We start from the raw sequence: 15,471 nt of genomic DNA, 5'->3' as shown, positions 1-15,471 counted from the left end.
GACCCCGCCCGGGGGGGGCCCCCCCCCCCGGGCCCCCCGGGTGGGTGGTGGGAGGGAGACGTCTAGAGAGGAGTGACGTACGCGCCGGAGATGCCGCCGTCGACCAGGAAGTCGGTCGCGTTGATGAAGGAGGAGTCGTCGCTCGCGAGAAAGGCGACGGCGGCGGCGATCTCGGTGGGCTCGGCGAACCGGCCCAGCGGGATGTGCACGATCCGGCGGGCGGCGCGCTCGGGGTCCTTGGCGAACAGCTCCTGCAGGAGCGGGGTGTTCACGGGCCCCGGGCAGAGGGCGTTGACGCGGATGCCCTCGCGGGCGAACTGCACGCCGAGTTCGCGGGACATGGCGAGCACGCCGCCCTTGGAGGCGGTGTAGGAGATCTGCGAGGTGGCGGCGCCCATCCGGGCCACGAAGGAGGCGGTGTTGATGATGGAGCCGCGGCCCTGGCGCTGCATGTAGGGCAAGGCGGCCTTGCAGCAGAGGTAGACGGAGGTGAGGTTGACGTCCTGGACCCGCTTCCAGGCCTCCAGGCCCGTGGTGAGGATCGAGTCGTCGTCCGGGGGCGAGATGCCGGCGTTGTTGAAGGCGATGTCCACGGAGCCGTAGGTGTCGAAGGCGGTCTTGAACAGGGCCTCGACCTCCTCCGGGCTGGTGACGTCGACCTTGACGAAGGTGCCGCCGACCTCCTCGGCCGCGGCCTTGCCCGCGGTCTCGTCGATGTCACCGCAGACGACGTTGGCGCCTTCGGAGGCCAGGCGGCGTGCGGTGGCCAGGCCGATGCCGCTGCCGGCTCCGGTGATGACGGCGGTACGGCCGACCAGGCGGCGGCAGACGATCTCTTCGGTGGGCTCGATGCTCATGTTCTTCAGGCCTCCGTGCTGATGAAGACGTTCTTGGTCTCGGTGAAAGCGGTGAGGGAGTCGGGTCCGAGCTCGCGCCCGAGTCCGGACTGCTTGTAGCCGCCGAAGGGGGTCCAGTAGCGGACGCTGCTGTGGGAGTTGACCGACAGGTTGCCCGCGGCGACGGCGCGCGAGACGCGCAGTGCGCGGCCGACGTCACGGGTCCACAGGGAGCCGGCGAGGCCGTAGTCGGTGGCGTTGGCCAGGCGTACGGCGTCCTCCTCGTCCTCGAAGGGCAGGACGACGGCGACCGGTCCGAAGACCTCCTCGGTGGCCACGGCGGCGGTGGGGTCGACGCCGGTGACGAGGGTCGGGGGGTACCAGAAGCCGGGCCCGTCGGGGGCGGTGCCCCGCACGACGTCGAGGTCATCGGTGACGTAGGACCGTACGCGGTCCAGCTGGGCCCGCGAGATCAGCGGCCCGAGCTGGGTGTTCTCGTCGTACGGATCCCCGACGACCACCTTCTCGACGGCGGGGACGAGCAGTTCCATGAACCGGTCGTACGCGGAGCGCTGTACGAGGATCCGCGTGCGGGCGCAGCAGTCCTGTCCGGTGTTGTCCAGGAAGGACATCGGGGCCGAGGCCGCCGCCGCCTCCAGGTCGGCGTCGGCGAAGACGATGTTGGGGTTCTTGCCGCCGAGTTCGAGGGTGAGGCGCTTCACCCGGTCGGCGCACTTGGCCATGATCCGCTTGCCGATCCGGGTGGAGCCGGTGAACACGATCTTGGCCACGCCGGGGTGCTCGACGAGGGCGTCGCCCGCCACCTCGCCCCGGCCGGGCAGCACCTGGAACAGGTGCTCGGGGAGTCCGGCCTCCAGGGCGAGCTCGGCGAGGCGCAGCGCGGTGAGCGGGGTGGTCTCGGCGGGCTTGAGGATGACCGCGTTGCCTGCGGCCAGCGCCGGGGCCAGGCCCCAGGCGGCGATCGGCATGGGGAAGTTCCACGGCGCGATCACGCCGATGACGCCGAGGGGTTCGAGGAAGGTGACGTCGATGCCCCCGGCGACGGGGATCTGGCGGCCGGAGAGCCGCTCCACTCCCCCGGCGGAGAACTCGACCACGTCACGGACGTTGCCGGCCTCCCAGCGGGCGTTGCCGATGGTGTGGCCCGCCTCCCGGACCTCCAGCTGCGCCAGTTCCTCGACGTGTCCGTCGACGACGGCGGCGAAGCGGCGCAGCAGTCTGGCCCGGTCGGCGGGCGCGGCCGCCGCCCAGACCCGCTGGGCCGCGGTGGCCCGTGCGACGGCGGCGTCGACGTCGTCCCGTGTGGCGGCCGGGACGACGGCGACGAGTTCCTCGGTGGCCGGATTCAAGACTTCCAGCGCATCGGACACGTGGTGGCCTTTCAGACGTTCGGGTGCGGTGGGTGCGGTGGGTCCGGTAATGCGGTGCGGCAGGGCGGCGGATGCCGGGACGGCTCCGGCCCTGGAGGCGTCCCTAGAGGCGCTCGAAGGAGCGGCGCAGTTCCCAGTCGGTCACGGCCGAGTCGTACGCCTCCAGTTCGACGCGGGCCATGTTCCGGTAGTGGGCGACGACCTCGGGGCCGAAGGCGGCCTTGGCGATCTCGCTGTTCTCCCAGAGCTCGGCGGCCTCGCGCAAGGTGGTGGGAACGTGCGCGAAGTCGGCCGTGTAGGCGTTGCCGGCGCAGGCTTCGGGCAGTTCCAGCCGGTTCTCGATGCCGTAGATCCCGGCCGCGACCAGGCCGGCGACGGCGAGGTACGGATTGACGTCGCCGCCGGGCAGGCGGTTCTCGAAGCGCATCGAGGGGCCGTGGCCGACCACTCGGAGCGCACAGGTCCGGTTGTCCACGCCCCAGGCGACGGCGGTCGGCGCGAAGGATCCCGGCTGGAAACGCTTGTAGGAGTTGATGTTGGGGGCGTAGAGAAGGGAGAAGTCGCGCAGCGCGGCGAGCTGGCCGGCCAGGAAGTGGCGCATCACGGGTGACATACCGCCGTGGTCCTGCGCGTCCGGGCCCTCGGCGGCCATGGCGCTGCGTCCGTCGGCATCGTTGAGCGAGAGGTGAATGTGGCAGGAGTTGCCCTCGCGCTCGTCGTACTTGGCCATGAAGGTGAGCGAGACGCCCTCCTGGGCGGCGATCTCCTTGGCCCCCGTCTTGTAGACGGAGTGCTGGTCACAGGTGGTCAGCGCCTCGTCGTAGCGGAAGACGATCTCGTGCTGGCCGAGGTTGCACTCGCCCTTGGCCGACTCGACGACGAGGCCGGCGGCCTGCATCTCGTTGCGGATGCGGCGCAGCAGGGGTTCGACGCGGCCGGTCCCGAGAATGGAGTAGTCGGTGTTGTACTGGTTGGCGGGGGTCAGGCCGCGGTAGTCGGAGTTCCAGGCCTGCTCGTAGGTGTCCAGGAAGACCATGAACTCCAGCTCGGTGCCCACCATCGCGGTGTAGCCGTGTTCGCCGAGGCGTTCGAGCTGGCGGCGCAGGATCTGCCGGGGCGCGGCGACCACGGGCGAGCCGTCGTTCCAGGCGAGGTCGGCGAGGACGAAGGCGCTGCCCGGGTTCCAGGGGATCCGGCGCAGGGTGGCGAGATCGGGGTGCATGGCGAAGTCGCCGTAGCCCCGGTCCCAGGAGGACATCTCGTACCCGTCGACGGTGTTCATGTCCGTATCGACGGCGAGGAGGTAGTTGCAGCCCTCCGTGCCGTGCCGGAGGACCTCGTCGAGGAAGAACTGTGCGGCGAACCGCTTGCCCTGGAGGCGCCCCTGCATGTCGGGGAAGGCCAGGACCACTGTGTCGATTTCACCGCTGACGACGAGAGCGCGGAGCTCCTCGGGCGAAAGCGGCGGCTTGCGGTCTACCACGGGATGATCTCCTTCGGTGAGCCGAGTAGGCCTAAGGTATTGAATAGAACCATTGCTTGGGAAGGGGAGGAGCCCACATGACCGATACGGCGAACGAAGGCGACGCGGTCGCCCGGCTCAATCCCGTGCTGCGACAGGTGCGGGCGGGCAACGGTTTCGAGGAGGCGCTGGAGCAGATCCTCCAGGTGGTCCGGCTCGGCCTGGTACCGGGAGGGGAACGGCTGCCGCCGGAGCGCGAGTTGGCCGAGCGGATGGGGATCAGCCGGGTGACGCTCCGCGAGGTGCTGAAGGTACTCCAGGACCAGGGCCTGGTGGAGGCCCGGCGCGGGCGGTACGGCGGAACGTTTGTGCTGCACCGCCCCGACACGCCGGCCGGGGGCACCGAGGAGGAGCTGCGGCGCCGGGTCGCGGGCGTGGACATCGAGGACGTCCTGCGCTTCCGCGAGGTCCTGGAGGTCGGAGCGGCCGGCCTGTGCGCCTCCCAGGGACTCTCGGAGCGGGACGCCGACCGGCTGCTCGGCGCGCTGACCGCCACCCATGACGCCCCGCTGCCCGACTACCGCCGCCAGGACACCCTCTTCCACCTCACCCTGTGCGAACTCGCCGGATCCGCCACCCTGACGGCCCAGTACGCGGCCGTCCGGGCCACGGTGAACGACCTGCTGGACTGCATCCCGCTGCTGGTGCGCAACCTGGAGCACTCGCAGCAGCAGCACAGCGCGCTGGTGGAGGCGGTGCTGGAGCGGGATCCGGAGGCGGCGCGCGAGGTGATGCGCGAGCACTGCTGCGGTACGGCGGCGCTGCTGCGGGGGTTCCTGACCTGAACCGGGGGGCAGGGGGTGGGAGAGACGCAGACGACGGGACGACGGGCGACGACGGAGAGGGGGTCGAGAGCCTTTCGTAACCCCCGTTTAACGCAGGGGTCTTGCGCCCGCCACGCCGGAGCGGCAAAGGTACGCCCCACAACCATTGCCCTAGGCAGGAGCGCACATGGCCGACGACACCGGCGCACGGCTGGCAGCCGTGCCCGAACCCACCCCGTCCCCCGAGAACGGCACCGACGGCTACCTGGAGCGCCGCACCCTGCGCCGCGGCAGCGCCGGCTGGCTGCTGCTGACCGGTCTCGGCGTCGCGTACGTGGTCTCCGGCGATTTCTCCGGCTGGAACATCGGCCTCGCCCAGGGCGGTTTCGGCGGCCTCGCCATCGCCACCGTCCTGATGGGCGCGATGTACGCGTGCCTGGTCTACTCCCTCGCCGAGCTGTCGGCGATCCTGCCCACCGCGGGCGGCGGTTACGGTTTCGCCCGCCGGGCGCTCGGCACCTGGGGCGGCTTCCTCACCGGCACCGCGATCCTCATCGAGTACATCCTCGCCCCGGCCGCCATCGCCATCTTCATCGGCGACTACGTGGAGTCCCTCAACCTCTTCGGCCTCACCTCGGGCTGGCCGGTCTACCTCGCCTGCTTCGTCGTCTTCATAGGCATCCACCTCTGGGGCGTGGGCGAGGCCCTGAGCTACTCGCTCGTCGTCACCGGCATCGCCGTGATCGCGCTGGTCGTCTTCGCCGTCGGCGCCTTCACCCAGTTCGACCCCGCCAACCTCGACAACATCGCCGTCGACACCAGCGCCGCCGGCGCGAGCTCCTGGCTGCCGCTGGGCCTTCTCGGCATCTGGGCCGCCTTCCCCTTCGGGATGTGGTTCTTCCTCGGGGTCGAGGGCGTGCCGCTGGCCGCCGAGGAGGCCAAGGACCCGGTCCGCTCGGTACCGCGCGCCCTGTCGATCTCCATGGGCATCCTGGTCCTGCTCGCCCTGGTCACCTTCCTCGCCTCCACCGGAGCCCGCGGAGCCGACGCCATCAAGGACGCGGGCAACCCGCTGGTCGTCGCCCTGGAGGGCGACCCCGGCCTCTCCTGGCTGAAGACCTTCGTCAACTACGCGGGCCTGGCCGGGCTGGTGGCCTCCTTCTTCTCCCTCATCTACGCCGGCTCCCGCCAGCTGTTCGCCCTCTCCCGGGCGGGCTACCTCCCCCGCTTCCTGTCCCTGACCTCGAAGCGCAAGGCCCCGTACCTGGGCCTGCTCATCCCCGGCGCCATCGGCTTCGCGCTGGCCGCCGCCACCGGCAACGGCCCGCGCATGCTGAACATGGCGGTGTTCGGGGCGACCATCTCCTACGCGCTGATGGCCCTCTCCCACATCGTGCTGAGGCGCCGCGAGCCCGGCCTGGAGCGCCCGTACCGCACACCGGGCGGCATCGCGACCTCCACGGTGGCCTTCGTCCTCGCCCTCTCGGCCCTGGTCGCCACCTTCCTGGTGGACAAGGACGCGGCATTCATCGCGCTGGCCGTGTACGCCGTCGCCCTCGCCTACTTCGCGTTCTACAGTCGGCACCACCTGGTGGCCTCCGCGCCGGAGGAGGAGTTCGCGGCGCTGGCGGAAGCCGAGGCCGAGCTCTCCCGCGACTGATCCCCGCCCGCTGTCCCCTCCGGAGGTTTCCCCCGTGCCCAGGCCGCTCATCGGCATCACCACCTACGTCGAGCCGTCCACGCGCTACCGCGTGTGGGACGTCCCGACGGCCCTCGTCCCCACCGGGTACTACGAGCTCGTCCAGGCCTCGGGCGGCACCGCCGTCCTGCTCCCGCCGGACGAACCGGAGGCGGCGGCAGAGGTGTTGAGCCGGCTGGACGGCCTGGTCGTCGCGGGCGGCCCGGACGTGGACCCGGTCCGGTACGGGGCTCCGCGCGATCCCCGTACCGGTCCGGCGGCGACCCTGCGCGACGCGTGGGAGCTCTCCCTGATCTCCGCGGCCCTGGCCTCGGGCACGCCCCTGCTCGGCATCTGCCGCGGCATGCAGGCGCTGAACGTGGTCCTGGGCGGCACCCTGATCCAGCACATCGACGGCCACGTGACCAGCCCGGGCGTGTTCTCCTGGCACCCGGTCCGCCCGGTCCCCGGCACGCTGTACGCGGCGCTGGTCCCGGAGGAGTCGGAGGTGCCGACCTACCACCACCAGGCCGTGGACCGCCTGGGCCGGGGCCTGATCGCCTCCTCCCACGCCACCGACGGCACGGTGGAGTCCATCGAACTCCCCGCCCCCGCCCCCTGGACCCTGGGCGTCCAATGGCACCCGGAAATGGACAAGGACACCCGCATCATGTCGGCCCTGATCACAGCGGCCTCCACCCGAACCCGCCCGGCTCCCTCCAGCCCGCCCGGCCCGGTCCAGCCGTCCGGCCTTTGAGGACGGGCGCCCGGGGCGCAGCCCCAGGGTCCCTTCAGCCCGTCCGGCGATTGAGGACCGGGGTCCGGGCAGAGCCCGGGGAACGGGCGAAGGGCGGGTAGGGGACTTCGCCCCGCTCAGCGGCACGCCCGCGGCCGGGGCCGCGGCCGGGTCAGCGCCGGGTCAGCGAGAGCAGATCCCGCGCCGGCCCGGCCGGACGCGCCCCCGCGGGCCACACCGCCCGCAGCTCCCGCTCCAGCCCGGCGCCGATCACCGGCACGGACACCAGCCGCCGCCCCGCGAGCTCGTCCCCGACCGCCAGTTCCGACAGCACGCACGGCCCGGCTCCGCTCACCGCAGCCGCCTTCACCGCGGTGGTGGAGGCCAGTTCCAGCAGCGGCTCCGCCAGCCCCCCGGACCCGGCCAGCGCCGCGTCCAGGACCTGGCGGGTCCCCGAGCCCCGCTCCCGCAGGATCAGCGGGGTCGCCGCCAGCTCCGCCGGCTCCACCCCGCGCGAGCGCCGGGCCCAGGGGTGCCCGGGGGCCACCGCCACCACGAGCCGGTCCTGCGCGATGACCACCGAGTCCAGCCCCTCCGGCACGCTCAGCCCCTCCACGAAGCCGAGGTCCGCCTCGTGCGCCAGCACCCGTTCCGCCACCACCGCCGAGTTCCCCGCGTGCAGGGACACCGCCGTGTCCGGCCGCTGCCCGCGCAGCGCGATCAGCCAGCCGGGCAGCAGGTACTCCGCGATGGTCATGCTGGCCGCGACCCGCAGCCGGGAGTCGCGGCGGCCCCGCAGCGCCTGCGCACCCGCGTCGAAGGCCTCGGCCGCCTCCACCACCCGCCGGGCCCAGTCCGTGACCAGCGCACCTTCCGCGGTCAGCGTCGATCCGCGCGGGGAGCGGTCCACGAGCGCGACCCCGAGCCGGGTCTCCATCGCCCGGATCCGGCTGCTCGCGGCGGGCTGGGTGATCCCGAGCCGCCGCGCGGCCGCGCTCAGGCTGCCCGTGCGCGCGACCGCGAGCAGCAGTTCCATGGCGCCCAGGTCCGGGACCCGGTGTGCCAGGGGCAGCTGCCCCTCGACCCACTCCTCATTACCGTGCCCATTGCCCATAACTTCAGTTTATGCCCTCATAGGACGAGACCCTCTGCCGTCCGGCCCCGCCCGGCAGGACGCTGGACCCATGGCCACCACCCTCGTACGTCCCCGTCCCACCACCCCCGGGACCCCCGCCGCCACCGCGAACCCGCGCACCGGCGCCCTCAGGGCTCCGTCCCTGCGACACCTCGGCCCCAACTGGTACGCCTCCGTCATGGGCACGGCGATCATCGCCAACGCCGGCGCGACCCTCCCGTACCAGCTCCCCGGCCAGCGCGTGGTCTGCCAGATCTTCTGGGTGCTGGCCGCCACCGCCCTCGCGGTCCTGCTGACCGCACGGGCCGGCCACTGGCTCCACCACCGCGACCAGGCCCGCACCCACCTCCTGGACCCCGCCGTGGCCCCCTTCTACGGGTGCCTCTCGATGGCGCTGCTGGCCGTCGGCGGCGGCGCGCTCATCGTCGGCAAGGACCTCGTCGGCGTCCCCGCCGCCGTGGCCGTGGACACGGTCCTGTTCACCGCCGGCACCGCGACAGGGCTCCTCGCGGCCGTCGCCGTGCCTTACCTGATGGTGGTCCGCCACAAGGTGGAGGCCCACCAGGCCACCCCCGTCTGGCTGCTCCCCGTGGTCGCCCCCATGGTCTCCGCCGCGCTGGGCCCCCTGCTCATCCCCCATCTGCCCGCCGGCCAGGCCCGCGAGGCCATGCTGCTCGGCTGCTACGCGATGTTCGGCCTCAGTCTGCTCGCCACCCTGCTGCTGCTCCCGCTGATCTTCGGCCGGCTGATCGTCAGCGGCCCCCTGCCCCTGGTCCTCACCCCGACCCTGTTCCTGGTCCTGGGCCCCCTCGGCCAGTCCACCACCGCGGTGAACTCCCTCGCGGACATGGCTCCCCAGTCGATGGCCGGCCCCTACGCCGGCGCCTTCTCCGCCTTCGCGGTCGTCTACGGGGTACCCGTGATGGGATTCGCCCTGATGTGGCTGGCGCTGGCCGCGGCGATGCTGCTGCGGGCCGCCCGGGAGGGCATGGGGTTCGCCATGACCTGGTGGGCGCTGACGTTCCCCGTCGGCACCTGTGTCACCGGCGCCGCCGGACTGGCCCGGCACACCGGCCTCGCCGCCTTCTCCTGGCTGGCCGCGGTCCTCTTCCTGGCCCTGCTGACCGCCTGGCTCCTGGCCGCCGCGAACACCCTGCGCGGCCTCGCCACCGGCCGCCTGCTGGCCGCGCCCCGCTAGGGACGGCCTAGAGCGGGGCCCGCAGGGCAGCGGCCAAGGCCTCCGGGGCCTCGGCCAGCGAGGGGCCGTACCAGGTCAGGAAGCGGCCGTCGACGAACGCGGCCGGGATCCCGGGGAAGGCCTCGGGCCCGTCCCCGGCGGTGAAGCGGTACGGCTCGTCGGGGAACACCACGAGCTCGCAGCCGGCGGCGGCCAGCTCGGCCGCCGGGATCCTCGGGTACCGCTCCGCGTGCCCGGCGTAGGCGTTGCGCACGCCGAGGCGGGCCAGCAGGTCCCCCGCGAAGGTGTCGCGGCCCAGCACCATCCAGGGCCGGCGCCAGACCGGCACGAAGGCCGTCCGCGGCTGTCCGGCGGGCTCCACGCGGGCCCATGCCGCCTCCGCGTCCGCGAGCCACCGGGGCCGCTCCAGCCCCATGGCCCCCACCAGCACCCGGTCCAGTTCGGCGAACGCCTGCGGCAGGTCCCGTACCTCGGTGACCAGGACCTCCAGCCCGGCCGCCCGCAGCGCCGCCAGGTCCGGAGCCCGGTTCTCCTCCTCGTTGGCGAGGACCAGATCCGGGCGCAGCTCCGCGATCGCCCGTACGTCGGGGTTCTTCGTCCCCCCGATGCGCACGGCGTCCCCCAGAGCGGCCGGGTGCGTGCACCAGTCGGTGACCCCGGCCAGCGCCCCGGGCGCGCTCACGGCCACCGCCTCGGTCAGGGACGGCACCAGCGAAACGACCCGCATGCCTCAGTGTCCCGGCGAGGGCGGTTCGGAGGTCGCGTGGATGTGTTCGCCGACCGCGACGATCAGGATCCGCGTGTCCTCGGTGACGGCCCGCCAGCGGTGGCGCACCCCGCCGGAGAGGAACAGCGCGTCGCCGTTCTCCAGCCGGTACGCCCGCCCCTCGGCCTCCACCTGGCAGGCGCCCGAGACGACGTACATCAGTTCGTCGTTGCGGTGCTGGTACTCGCGGCCCGCGTCCTGGTCCCCGGTGAACTCCAGCGCGTGCAGCTGGTGGTGCCCGCGCACGAGGGGCCGTACGCCCGGCACGGGGGTCAGGGCGGACTCGTCGCCGGCCCGTACGAGGTCCACGGTGCGCGCGGTGTCGGAGGCGGCCAGCAGATCGACGGCCGTGGTCTCCAGCGCGTCGGCGACCCGTTCGAGGGACCGCATGCTGGGCCGGGCCCGCTCGTTCTCTATCTGGCTCAGGAAGGGAACCGACAGTCCGCTGCGCGCGGACACGGCGGCGAGGGTGAGGTGGAGCGCACGGCGTCTCTTGCGCACGGCCACGCCCACCCGGAGCGGCTCCTTGGAGTCCTTGTCCCGGTCCCGCTCCTTGTCGTCCGCGCCGGTCGTCGGTCCGCGTCCGTTCTTGCCGTCGGTGCCGTCCCTGTCGTCCATGGCGGGGCTGCCCTCCCCTTGTCCTGGTCCTGGTCCGTCGCACATCGCACATCGCACATCGCACATCGGTGTGCTGTAAGCACCTTACGCAGCAACCGGCTCCGGTTTCGCGCTCAAGAGCAGAGGAGGCCGTACCCGCGCCACTTTCCGTTTCCGCTCGGTGCATCATCGTGACCGTGACGACGACACGACGCCTGATGCTCCTGGACACCGCTTCCCTCTACTACCGCGCGTACTTCGGCGTGCCGGACTCCGTGAAGGCCCCCGACGGCACTCCCGTCAACGCCGTGCGCGGCCTGCTCGACTTCATCGGCCGCCTCGTGCAGGACCACCGGCCCGACGAGCTGGTCGCCTGCATGGACGCCGACTGGCGTCCCCACTGGCGGGTGGAGCTGATCCCGTCCTACAAGGCCCACCGGGTCGCGCAGGAGACCCCGAGCGGCCCGGACGTCGAGGAGACCCCGGACACCCTGGCCCCGCAGGTCCCGATCATCGAGGCGGCCCTGGACGCCTTCGGCATCGCCCGGGTGGGGGTCGCCGGGTACGAGGCCGACGACGTGATCGGCACCCTGACCGCCCGCGCCTCGGGCCCGGTGGACATCGTCACCGGCGACCGGGACCTGTACCAGCTGGTCGACGACGCGAAGCAGCGCCGGGTGCTGTACCCGCTGAAGGGCGTGGGCATGCTCCAGGTGACGGACGAGGCCTGGCTCCGCGAGAAGTACGGGGTCGACGGCCCGGGCTACGCGGACCTGGCGCTGCTGCGCGGGGACCCGAGCGACGGCCTGCCGGGCGTCCCCGGCATCGGCGAGAAGACGGCGGCGAAGCTGCTGGACGCCTACGGGAACCTGGCCGGGATCATCGCGGCCGTCGAGGACCCGAAGTCCAAGCTGACCCCCACCCAGCGCAAGCGGCTGGACGAATCCAGGCCATATCTCGCGGTCGCCCCGAAGGTGGTCCAGGTCGCCTCGGACGTTCCGCTTCCGCCCTTCGACCCGGCTCTCCCGTCCGTTCCCGCCCGGCCGGATCTGGTGGCCGCTCTGGCGCACCGGTGGGGCCTGAGTGGAGCCGTTGAACGCCTGGGCAGCGCACTTCGCACCTGAGGTGCTAACTTAGGTAATCCTAAGCTTCACGGAGACAGGGTCGGAAAGTCAGGGAGACGTCGTGGCAGAAGGACGCGCCCGCAAGGTCGGCACCGCAGTGGTCGTGCGGACCGAGCGGTTGAGTCCGCACATGGTGCGGATCGTGCTGGGCGGTGCGGGGCTGGCCGGATTCGGCGCGGGAACATACACCGACCACTACGTGAAACTGCTCTTCGCACCTGACGGCGTCACCTACACCACCCCCTGGGACCTGGACCGGATCCGGGCGGCCCACCCGCGCGAGGAATGGCCGCGCCAGCGCGCGTACACGGTGCGCGCCTGGGACCCGGTCCACCTGGAGCTGACCCTCGACTTCGTGGTCCACGGCGACGAGGGGCTGGCCGGCCCCTGGGCGGCCCGCGTCCAGCCGGGTGAACTCGTGCGCTTCCTCGGTCCGGGCGGGGCCTACGCCCCGGACCCGGTCGCCGGCTGGCACCTCCTGGTCGGCGACGAGAGCGCCCTGCCGGCGATCGGCGCGGCGATGGAGCGGATGCCCGCCGGGGCGCAGGTCCACGCGCTCGTGGAGGTCCAGGGCCCGGACGACGAGCTGGCGATCGCCACCCCCGACGGCGTCGTCCCGGTCTGGATCCACCGCGGCTCCCGTCCGGTCGGCGAGGCGCTGACCGAGGCCGTCGAGGCCCTGGCCTTCCCCTCCCCCGACGTGCACGCGTTCGTGCACGGCGAGGCCGGCTTCGTCAGATCGCTGCGCCGCCACCTGCGCATGGACCGCGGCATCCCGCGCGAGCGCCTGTCCATCTCCGGGTACTGGCGCCTGGGCCAGACCGACGAGGGCTGGCGCGCGATCAAGCGGGACTGGAACGCGGAAGTCGAAGCCGAGCAGGAACGCCCCCTGGCCGCCGCCGCGTCCTGACGCCGCGGCGAGGTCTCCCCCGGACGGACCCGGGGGCGAACCCACCGGCCGGCACGCCGCCCGCGGACCCGTACCGAATCGGCGCGCCGTCCCGACCCGACCGGCACGGGGTCCGGCCCGGACCCTGCACCCACCCACGGCACCGGAGCCCCCGCACGGCGGCGACGCCCTGCCCGTGCCGCATCCCGCGGCGTGCGGGGCCGCGCGGCCCCGCACGCGGTATCAACCGTTCGGCGGGACAATGGGCGCATGCGTACGCTCCGCGCCTTCACGGCAGCCGGAACAGCCGCCCTTCTGGCCACGGCCGGGACCGCGACGGCCGCGCCGACTCCGCCGCCCGCGCCCACCGCCCAGATCACCGACGCCCAGGTCGACACGGCGGTGCGCCGCCTCGATGCGACGGTCGCCGAGATGATGCGCCGCACCGGAGTCCCGGGTGTCTCCGTCGCCGTCGTCCACAACGACAAGGTGGTCTACCTCAAGGGCTTCGGCCTGCGCCGCGTCGGCGACCCGGCCACGGTGAGCCCCGACACCGTCTTCCAGGTCGCCTCGGTCTCCAAGCCGATCACCTCCACCATCGTCGCCGGCGCCCTCAAGGCCCCCGGCGACTTCGACCGGAACGTCGAGCTGCCCGGCTTCGCGCTGGGCGACCCCTGGGTCACCGACCACGTCTCCCCCGCCGACCTGCTGTCCCACCGCAGCGGCCTGCCCGACCACGCCGGAGACCTCCTCGAAGACCTCGGCTACGACCAGGCGTACATCCTCGACCACCTGCGCCTGGAGCCCCTCACCGAGTTCCGCGCGAGCTACGCCTACACCAACTTCGGCTTCACCGCCGCCGCCGAGGCCGTCGCCAGGGACCACGGCAAGACGTGGCAGAAGCTGTCCGACGACGTCCTGTTCAAGCCGGCCGGGATGACGCACACGAGCACCGAGTTCTCGGCCTTCGAACGGGCAGCCGACCGCGCCTCGATCCATGCCAAGAACCCCGACGGCACCTGGAGCCCGCGCTTCGTCCGCGACCCGGACCCCCAGGCGCCGGCCGGCGGGGTCAGCTCCACCGCCCGCGACATGGCCCGCTGGGTACGGCTGCAGCTCGGCGACGGCAAGCTCGACGGGAAACAGATCATCCCCGCCGACAACCTCGCGCGGACCCACCTCCCCGCGATCGTCTCGGTACCGGTCACCCCGACCGGCACGAGCGGCTTCTACGGACTCGGCTGGAACGTCAGCTACGACCAGGCCGGCCGGCTCCGCCTGAGCCACTCCGGCGGATTCCTGCTCGGCGCGAACACCAACGTCACGATGCTCCCCCTGGAGCAGCTCGGCATCGTCGTCCTGACCAACGGCGCCCCGGTGGGCCTCCCCGACGCACTTGCCCTGGACTTCTTCGACTTCGCCGAACACGGCAGGACCACCACCGACTGGCTTTCACTCGCCGGCTCCCTCTACGCCGGGCTCGAGGACGATGTCCGCTCCCCCACCGACTACTCGAAGCCGCCCCCGGGCGCCAAGGCGGCCAAGAAGGACAGCGCGTACACCGGGGCGTACGACAACCCCTACTACGGCAAGGCCACCGTCACCGCCGACCCCGACGGCGGCGGGCTCGTCCTCTCCCTGGGCCCTGAGCCCCAGCGCTATCCGCTCACCCACTACGACGGCGACGTCTTCAGCTTCGAGACGGCCGGGGAGAACATGGCCGGCCGGACCGGGGTGACCTTCGGCGACGGCACGCTGCGCGTCGAGTACCTGGACGCCAACCACCTGGGCACCTTCAGCCGCCCGTAGCCGCATAGCCTGTACCCGGTGAAGCGCAGATCCCACATCCCCGACGCGCCCCTGCCCCAGGTCTCCGGCATCGACCCGGTCCGCATGCGCCTGCCCCCCGACCCGGACGGGACCTGGCCGGACCTCGGCTCCTACCTCGCGGCACGCTACGCGGGCACCCGCGGCGCCGAGTCCATGGCCCGCCTGCTGCAGGGCGGCCGCGTGCTGGGCGAGGGCGGCCGGGTGCTGCGGCCGCAGGACCCGTACGAGCCGGGCGGCTTCCTGTGGTTCCACCGGGACATGCCGGCCGAGCCCGTGGTGCCCTTCCCCCTCGGGGTCGTGTACCGCGACGAGCACCTGCTGGTGGCCGACAAACCACACTTCCTGGCCACCACCCCGCGCGGCAGCCACGTCTTCCAGACGGCCCTGGCCCGGCTCCGGGTGGAGCTCGGCCTGCCCGCGCTGAGTCCCGCGCACCGGCTGGACCGGATGACCGCCGGGCTGGTGCTGTTCAGCATCCGCCCCGAGGACCGGGGGGCCTACCAACTGATGTTCCAGGAGCGGCGGATCCGCAAGGAGTACGAGGCGCTCGCGCCCCACGACCCGGCGCTGGAGTTCCCCCGGACCCTGCGCAGCCACATCGAGAAGGTGCGCGGGGTGATGGCGGCGACGGAGGTCGCGGGCGCCGAGCCCAACGCGGAGACCCTGGCCGAGCTCCTCGCGGTCCGTGGGGACATCGGGCGCTACCGGCTGACCCCGCACACCGGGCGCACCCACCAGCTGCGGGTGCACATGAACAGCCTGGGCCTGCCGATCCTGGGCGACCCGGTCTATCCGGTGGTCCGCGACCCCGCGCCCGACGACTACCGGCGTCCGCTGCAGCTCCTGGCCCGCACGCTGGAGTTCACCGATCCGGTGACCGGAATCGCGCACCGGATCGAGAGCGGCCGCACCCTGCAGGCCTGGGAGGACCGGCGCGCCTGGGAAGAGGGATCCGGGGGCCTGATCGAGCCGGATCCGGGAATCTGATCGAGCCGGATCCAGGGG

The 15,471-nt window shown here is 72.7% G+C and carries 14 protein-coding genes; 8 read left to right on the top strand and 6 right to left on the bottom strand.

Annotated elements, in window-relative coordinates:
• Window positions 1–62: 62 nt before the first annotated feature.
• From ABZY57_RS03750 to ABZY57_RS03740, 3 genes are all read right to left on the bottom strand, one after another.
• Entirely contained in the window at window positions 63–857 is a 795-nt protein-coding gene (locus ABZY57_RS03750; RefSeq protein ID WP_243334068.1) for a 3-oxoacyl-ACP reductase, read from the bottom strand.
• A 5-nt stretch (window positions 858–862) separates the two neighbouring features.
• On the bottom strand, window positions 863–2,227 hold the full coding sequence (locus ABZY57_RS03745; RefSeq protein WP_356507764.1) for an aldehyde dehydrogenase family protein: 1,365 nt from the start codon (window positions 2,225–2,227) through the stop codon (window positions 863–865).
• A gap of 103 nt (window positions 2,228–2,330) precedes the next feature.
• Window positions 2,331–3,710: a glutamine synthetase family protein gene (locus ABZY57_RS03740; RefSeq protein ID WP_356507762.1), complete on the bottom strand. Its 1,380-nt coding sequence runs from the start codon at window positions 3,708–3,710 to the stop codon at window positions 2,331–2,333.
• A 77-nt stretch (window positions 3,711–3,787) separates the two neighbouring features.
• On the opposite strand from ABZY57_RS03740, the gene ABZY57_RS03735 reads away from it, so the two are divergent.
• The 3 genes from ABZY57_RS03735 to ABZY57_RS03725 all read left to right on the top strand — a co-directional run bounded on the left by ABZY57_RS03735 (window position 3,788) and on the right by ABZY57_RS03725 (window position 6,948).
• The gene (locus ABZY57_RS03735; RefSeq protein WP_356507761.1) at window positions 3,788–4,534 is read left to right on the top strand and encodes an FCD domain-containing protein; all 747 of its coding nucleotides are present in this window, start codon (window positions 3,788–3,790) and stop codon (window positions 4,532–4,534) included.
• A gap of 166 nt (window positions 4,535–4,700) precedes the next feature.
• The gene (eat, locus tag ABZY57_RS03730) at window positions 4,701–6,173 is read left to right on the top strand and encodes an ethanolamine permease (RefSeq protein ID WP_356507759.1); all 1,473 of its coding nucleotides are present in this window, start codon (window positions 4,701–4,703) and stop codon (window positions 6,171–6,173) included.
• A 34-nt stretch (window positions 6,174–6,207) separates the two neighbouring features.
• Window positions 6,208–6,948 (top strand): gamma-glutamyl-gamma-aminobutyrate hydrolase family protein, encoded by a 741-nt coding sequence (locus tag ABZY57_RS03725; RefSeq protein ID WP_356507757.1) that lies wholly within the window; start codon window positions 6,208–6,210, stop codon window positions 6,946–6,948.
• A gap of 151 nt (window positions 6,949–7,099) precedes the next feature.
• Here the strand turns inward: ABZY57_RS03725 and ABZY57_RS03720 are convergent, their stop codons facing one another.
• Entirely contained in the window at window positions 7,100–8,041 is a 942-nt protein-coding gene (locus ABZY57_RS03720; protein WP_356507755.1) for a LysR family transcriptional regulator, read from the bottom strand.
• 70 nt (window positions 8,042–8,111) lie between these two features.
• Here ABZY57_RS03720 and ABZY57_RS03715 point away from each other — a divergent pair, with 70 nt between their 5' ends.
• Window positions 8,112–9,260: a TDT family transporter gene (locus ABZY57_RS03715; RefSeq protein WP_356507754.1), complete on the top strand. Its 1,149-nt coding sequence runs from the start codon at window positions 8,112–8,114 to the stop codon at window positions 9,258–9,260.
• A 7-nt stretch (window positions 9,261–9,267) separates the two neighbouring features.
• Here the strand turns inward: ABZY57_RS03715 and ABZY57_RS03710 are convergent, their stop codons facing one another.
• Together ABZY57_RS03710 and ABZY57_RS03705 are read right to left on the bottom strand one after the other, a co-directional pair.
• The gene (locus tag ABZY57_RS03710) at window positions 9,268–9,987 is read right to left on the bottom strand and encodes a helical backbone metal receptor (RefSeq protein WP_356507752.1); all 720 of its coding nucleotides are present in this window, start codon (window positions 9,985–9,987) and stop codon (window positions 9,268–9,270) included.
• 3 nt (window positions 9,988–9,990) lie between these two features.
• Window positions 9,991–10,539 carry an XRE family transcriptional regulator gene (locus ABZY57_RS03705; RefSeq protein WP_356507843.1) on the bottom strand — a complete coding sequence of 183 codons (549 nt, stop codon included), beginning with the start codon at window positions 10,537–10,539 and terminating at the stop codon, window positions 9,991–9,993.
• Window positions 10,540–10,841: 302 nt separating this feature from the next.
• Between ABZY57_RS03705 and ABZY57_RS03700 the strand changes: the two genes are divergently transcribed.
• From ABZY57_RS03700 to ABZY57_RS03685, 4 genes are all read left to right on the top strand, one after another.
• A complete protein-coding gene (locus ABZY57_RS03700) occupies window positions 10,842–11,747 on the top strand; it encodes a 5'-3' exonuclease (protein WP_356507841.1) in 906 nt (301 codons plus the stop codon).
• A gap of 61 nt (window positions 11,748–11,808) precedes the next feature.
• Entirely contained in the window at window positions 11,809–12,657 is an 849-nt protein-coding gene (locus ABZY57_RS03695) for a siderophore-interacting protein (RefSeq protein WP_356507750.1), read from the top strand.
• Between the two features lie 249 nt (window positions 12,658–12,906).
• Window positions 12,907–14,445: a serine hydrolase gene (locus ABZY57_RS03690; RefSeq protein ID WP_356507748.1), complete on the top strand. Its 1,539-nt coding sequence runs from the start codon at window positions 12,907–12,909 to the stop codon at window positions 14,443–14,445.
• Between the two features lie 18 nt (window positions 14,446–14,463).
• The gene (locus tag ABZY57_RS03685; protein ID WP_356507746.1) at window positions 14,464–15,453 is read left to right on the top strand and encodes an RluA family pseudouridine synthase; all 990 of its coding nucleotides are present in this window, start codon (window positions 14,464–14,466) and stop codon (window positions 15,451–15,453) included.
• Window positions 15,454–15,471: the final 18 nt, after the last annotated feature.

The sequence above is a fragment of the Streptomyces sp. NPDC006450 genome (assembly GCF_040612195.1).
Taxonomy (GTDB): domain Bacteria; phylum Actinomycetota; class Actinomycetes; order Streptomycetales; family Streptomycetaceae; genus Streptomyces.
Note: the sequence above shows the minus strand (reverse complement) of the source record. Positions and strands in the feature narration are given on the sequence as shown.

What these genes read in the sequence shown, in the direction of transcription:
- ABZY57_RS03750 (WP_243334068.1), bottom strand. Translation starts at nt 857, where the DNA reads ATGAGCATCGAGCCCACCGAAGAGATCGTCTGCCGCCGCCTGGTCGGC.
- ABZY57_RS03735 (WP_356507761.1), top strand. Translation starts at nt 3,788, where the DNA reads ATGACCGATACGGCGAACGAAGGCGACGCGGTCGCCCGGCTCAATCCC.
- eat (WP_356507759.1), top strand. Translation starts at nt 4,701, where the DNA reads ATGGCCGACGACACCGGCGCACGGCTGGCAGCCGTGCCCGAACCCACC.
- ABZY57_RS03720 (WP_356507755.1), bottom strand. Translation starts at nt 8,041, where the DNA reads ATGGGCAATGGGCACGGTAATGAGGAGTGGGTCGAGGGGCAGCTGCCC.
- ABZY57_RS03715 (WP_356507754.1), top strand. Translation starts at nt 8,112, where the DNA reads ATGGCCACCACCCTCGTACGTCCCCGTCCCACCACCCCCGGGACCCCC.
- ABZY57_RS03710 (WP_356507752.1), bottom strand. Translation starts at nt 9,987, where the DNA reads ATGCGGGTCGTTTCGCTGGTGCCGTCCCTGACCGAGGCGGTGGCCGTG.
- ABZY57_RS03700 (WP_356507841.1), top strand. Translation starts at nt 10,842, where the DNA reads ATGCTCCTGGACACCGCTTCCCTCTACTACCGCGCGTACTTCGGCGTG.
- ABZY57_RS03690 (WP_356507748.1), top strand. Translation starts at nt 12,907, where the DNA reads ATGCGTACGCTCCGCGCCTTCACGGCAGCCGGAACAGCCGCCCTTCTG.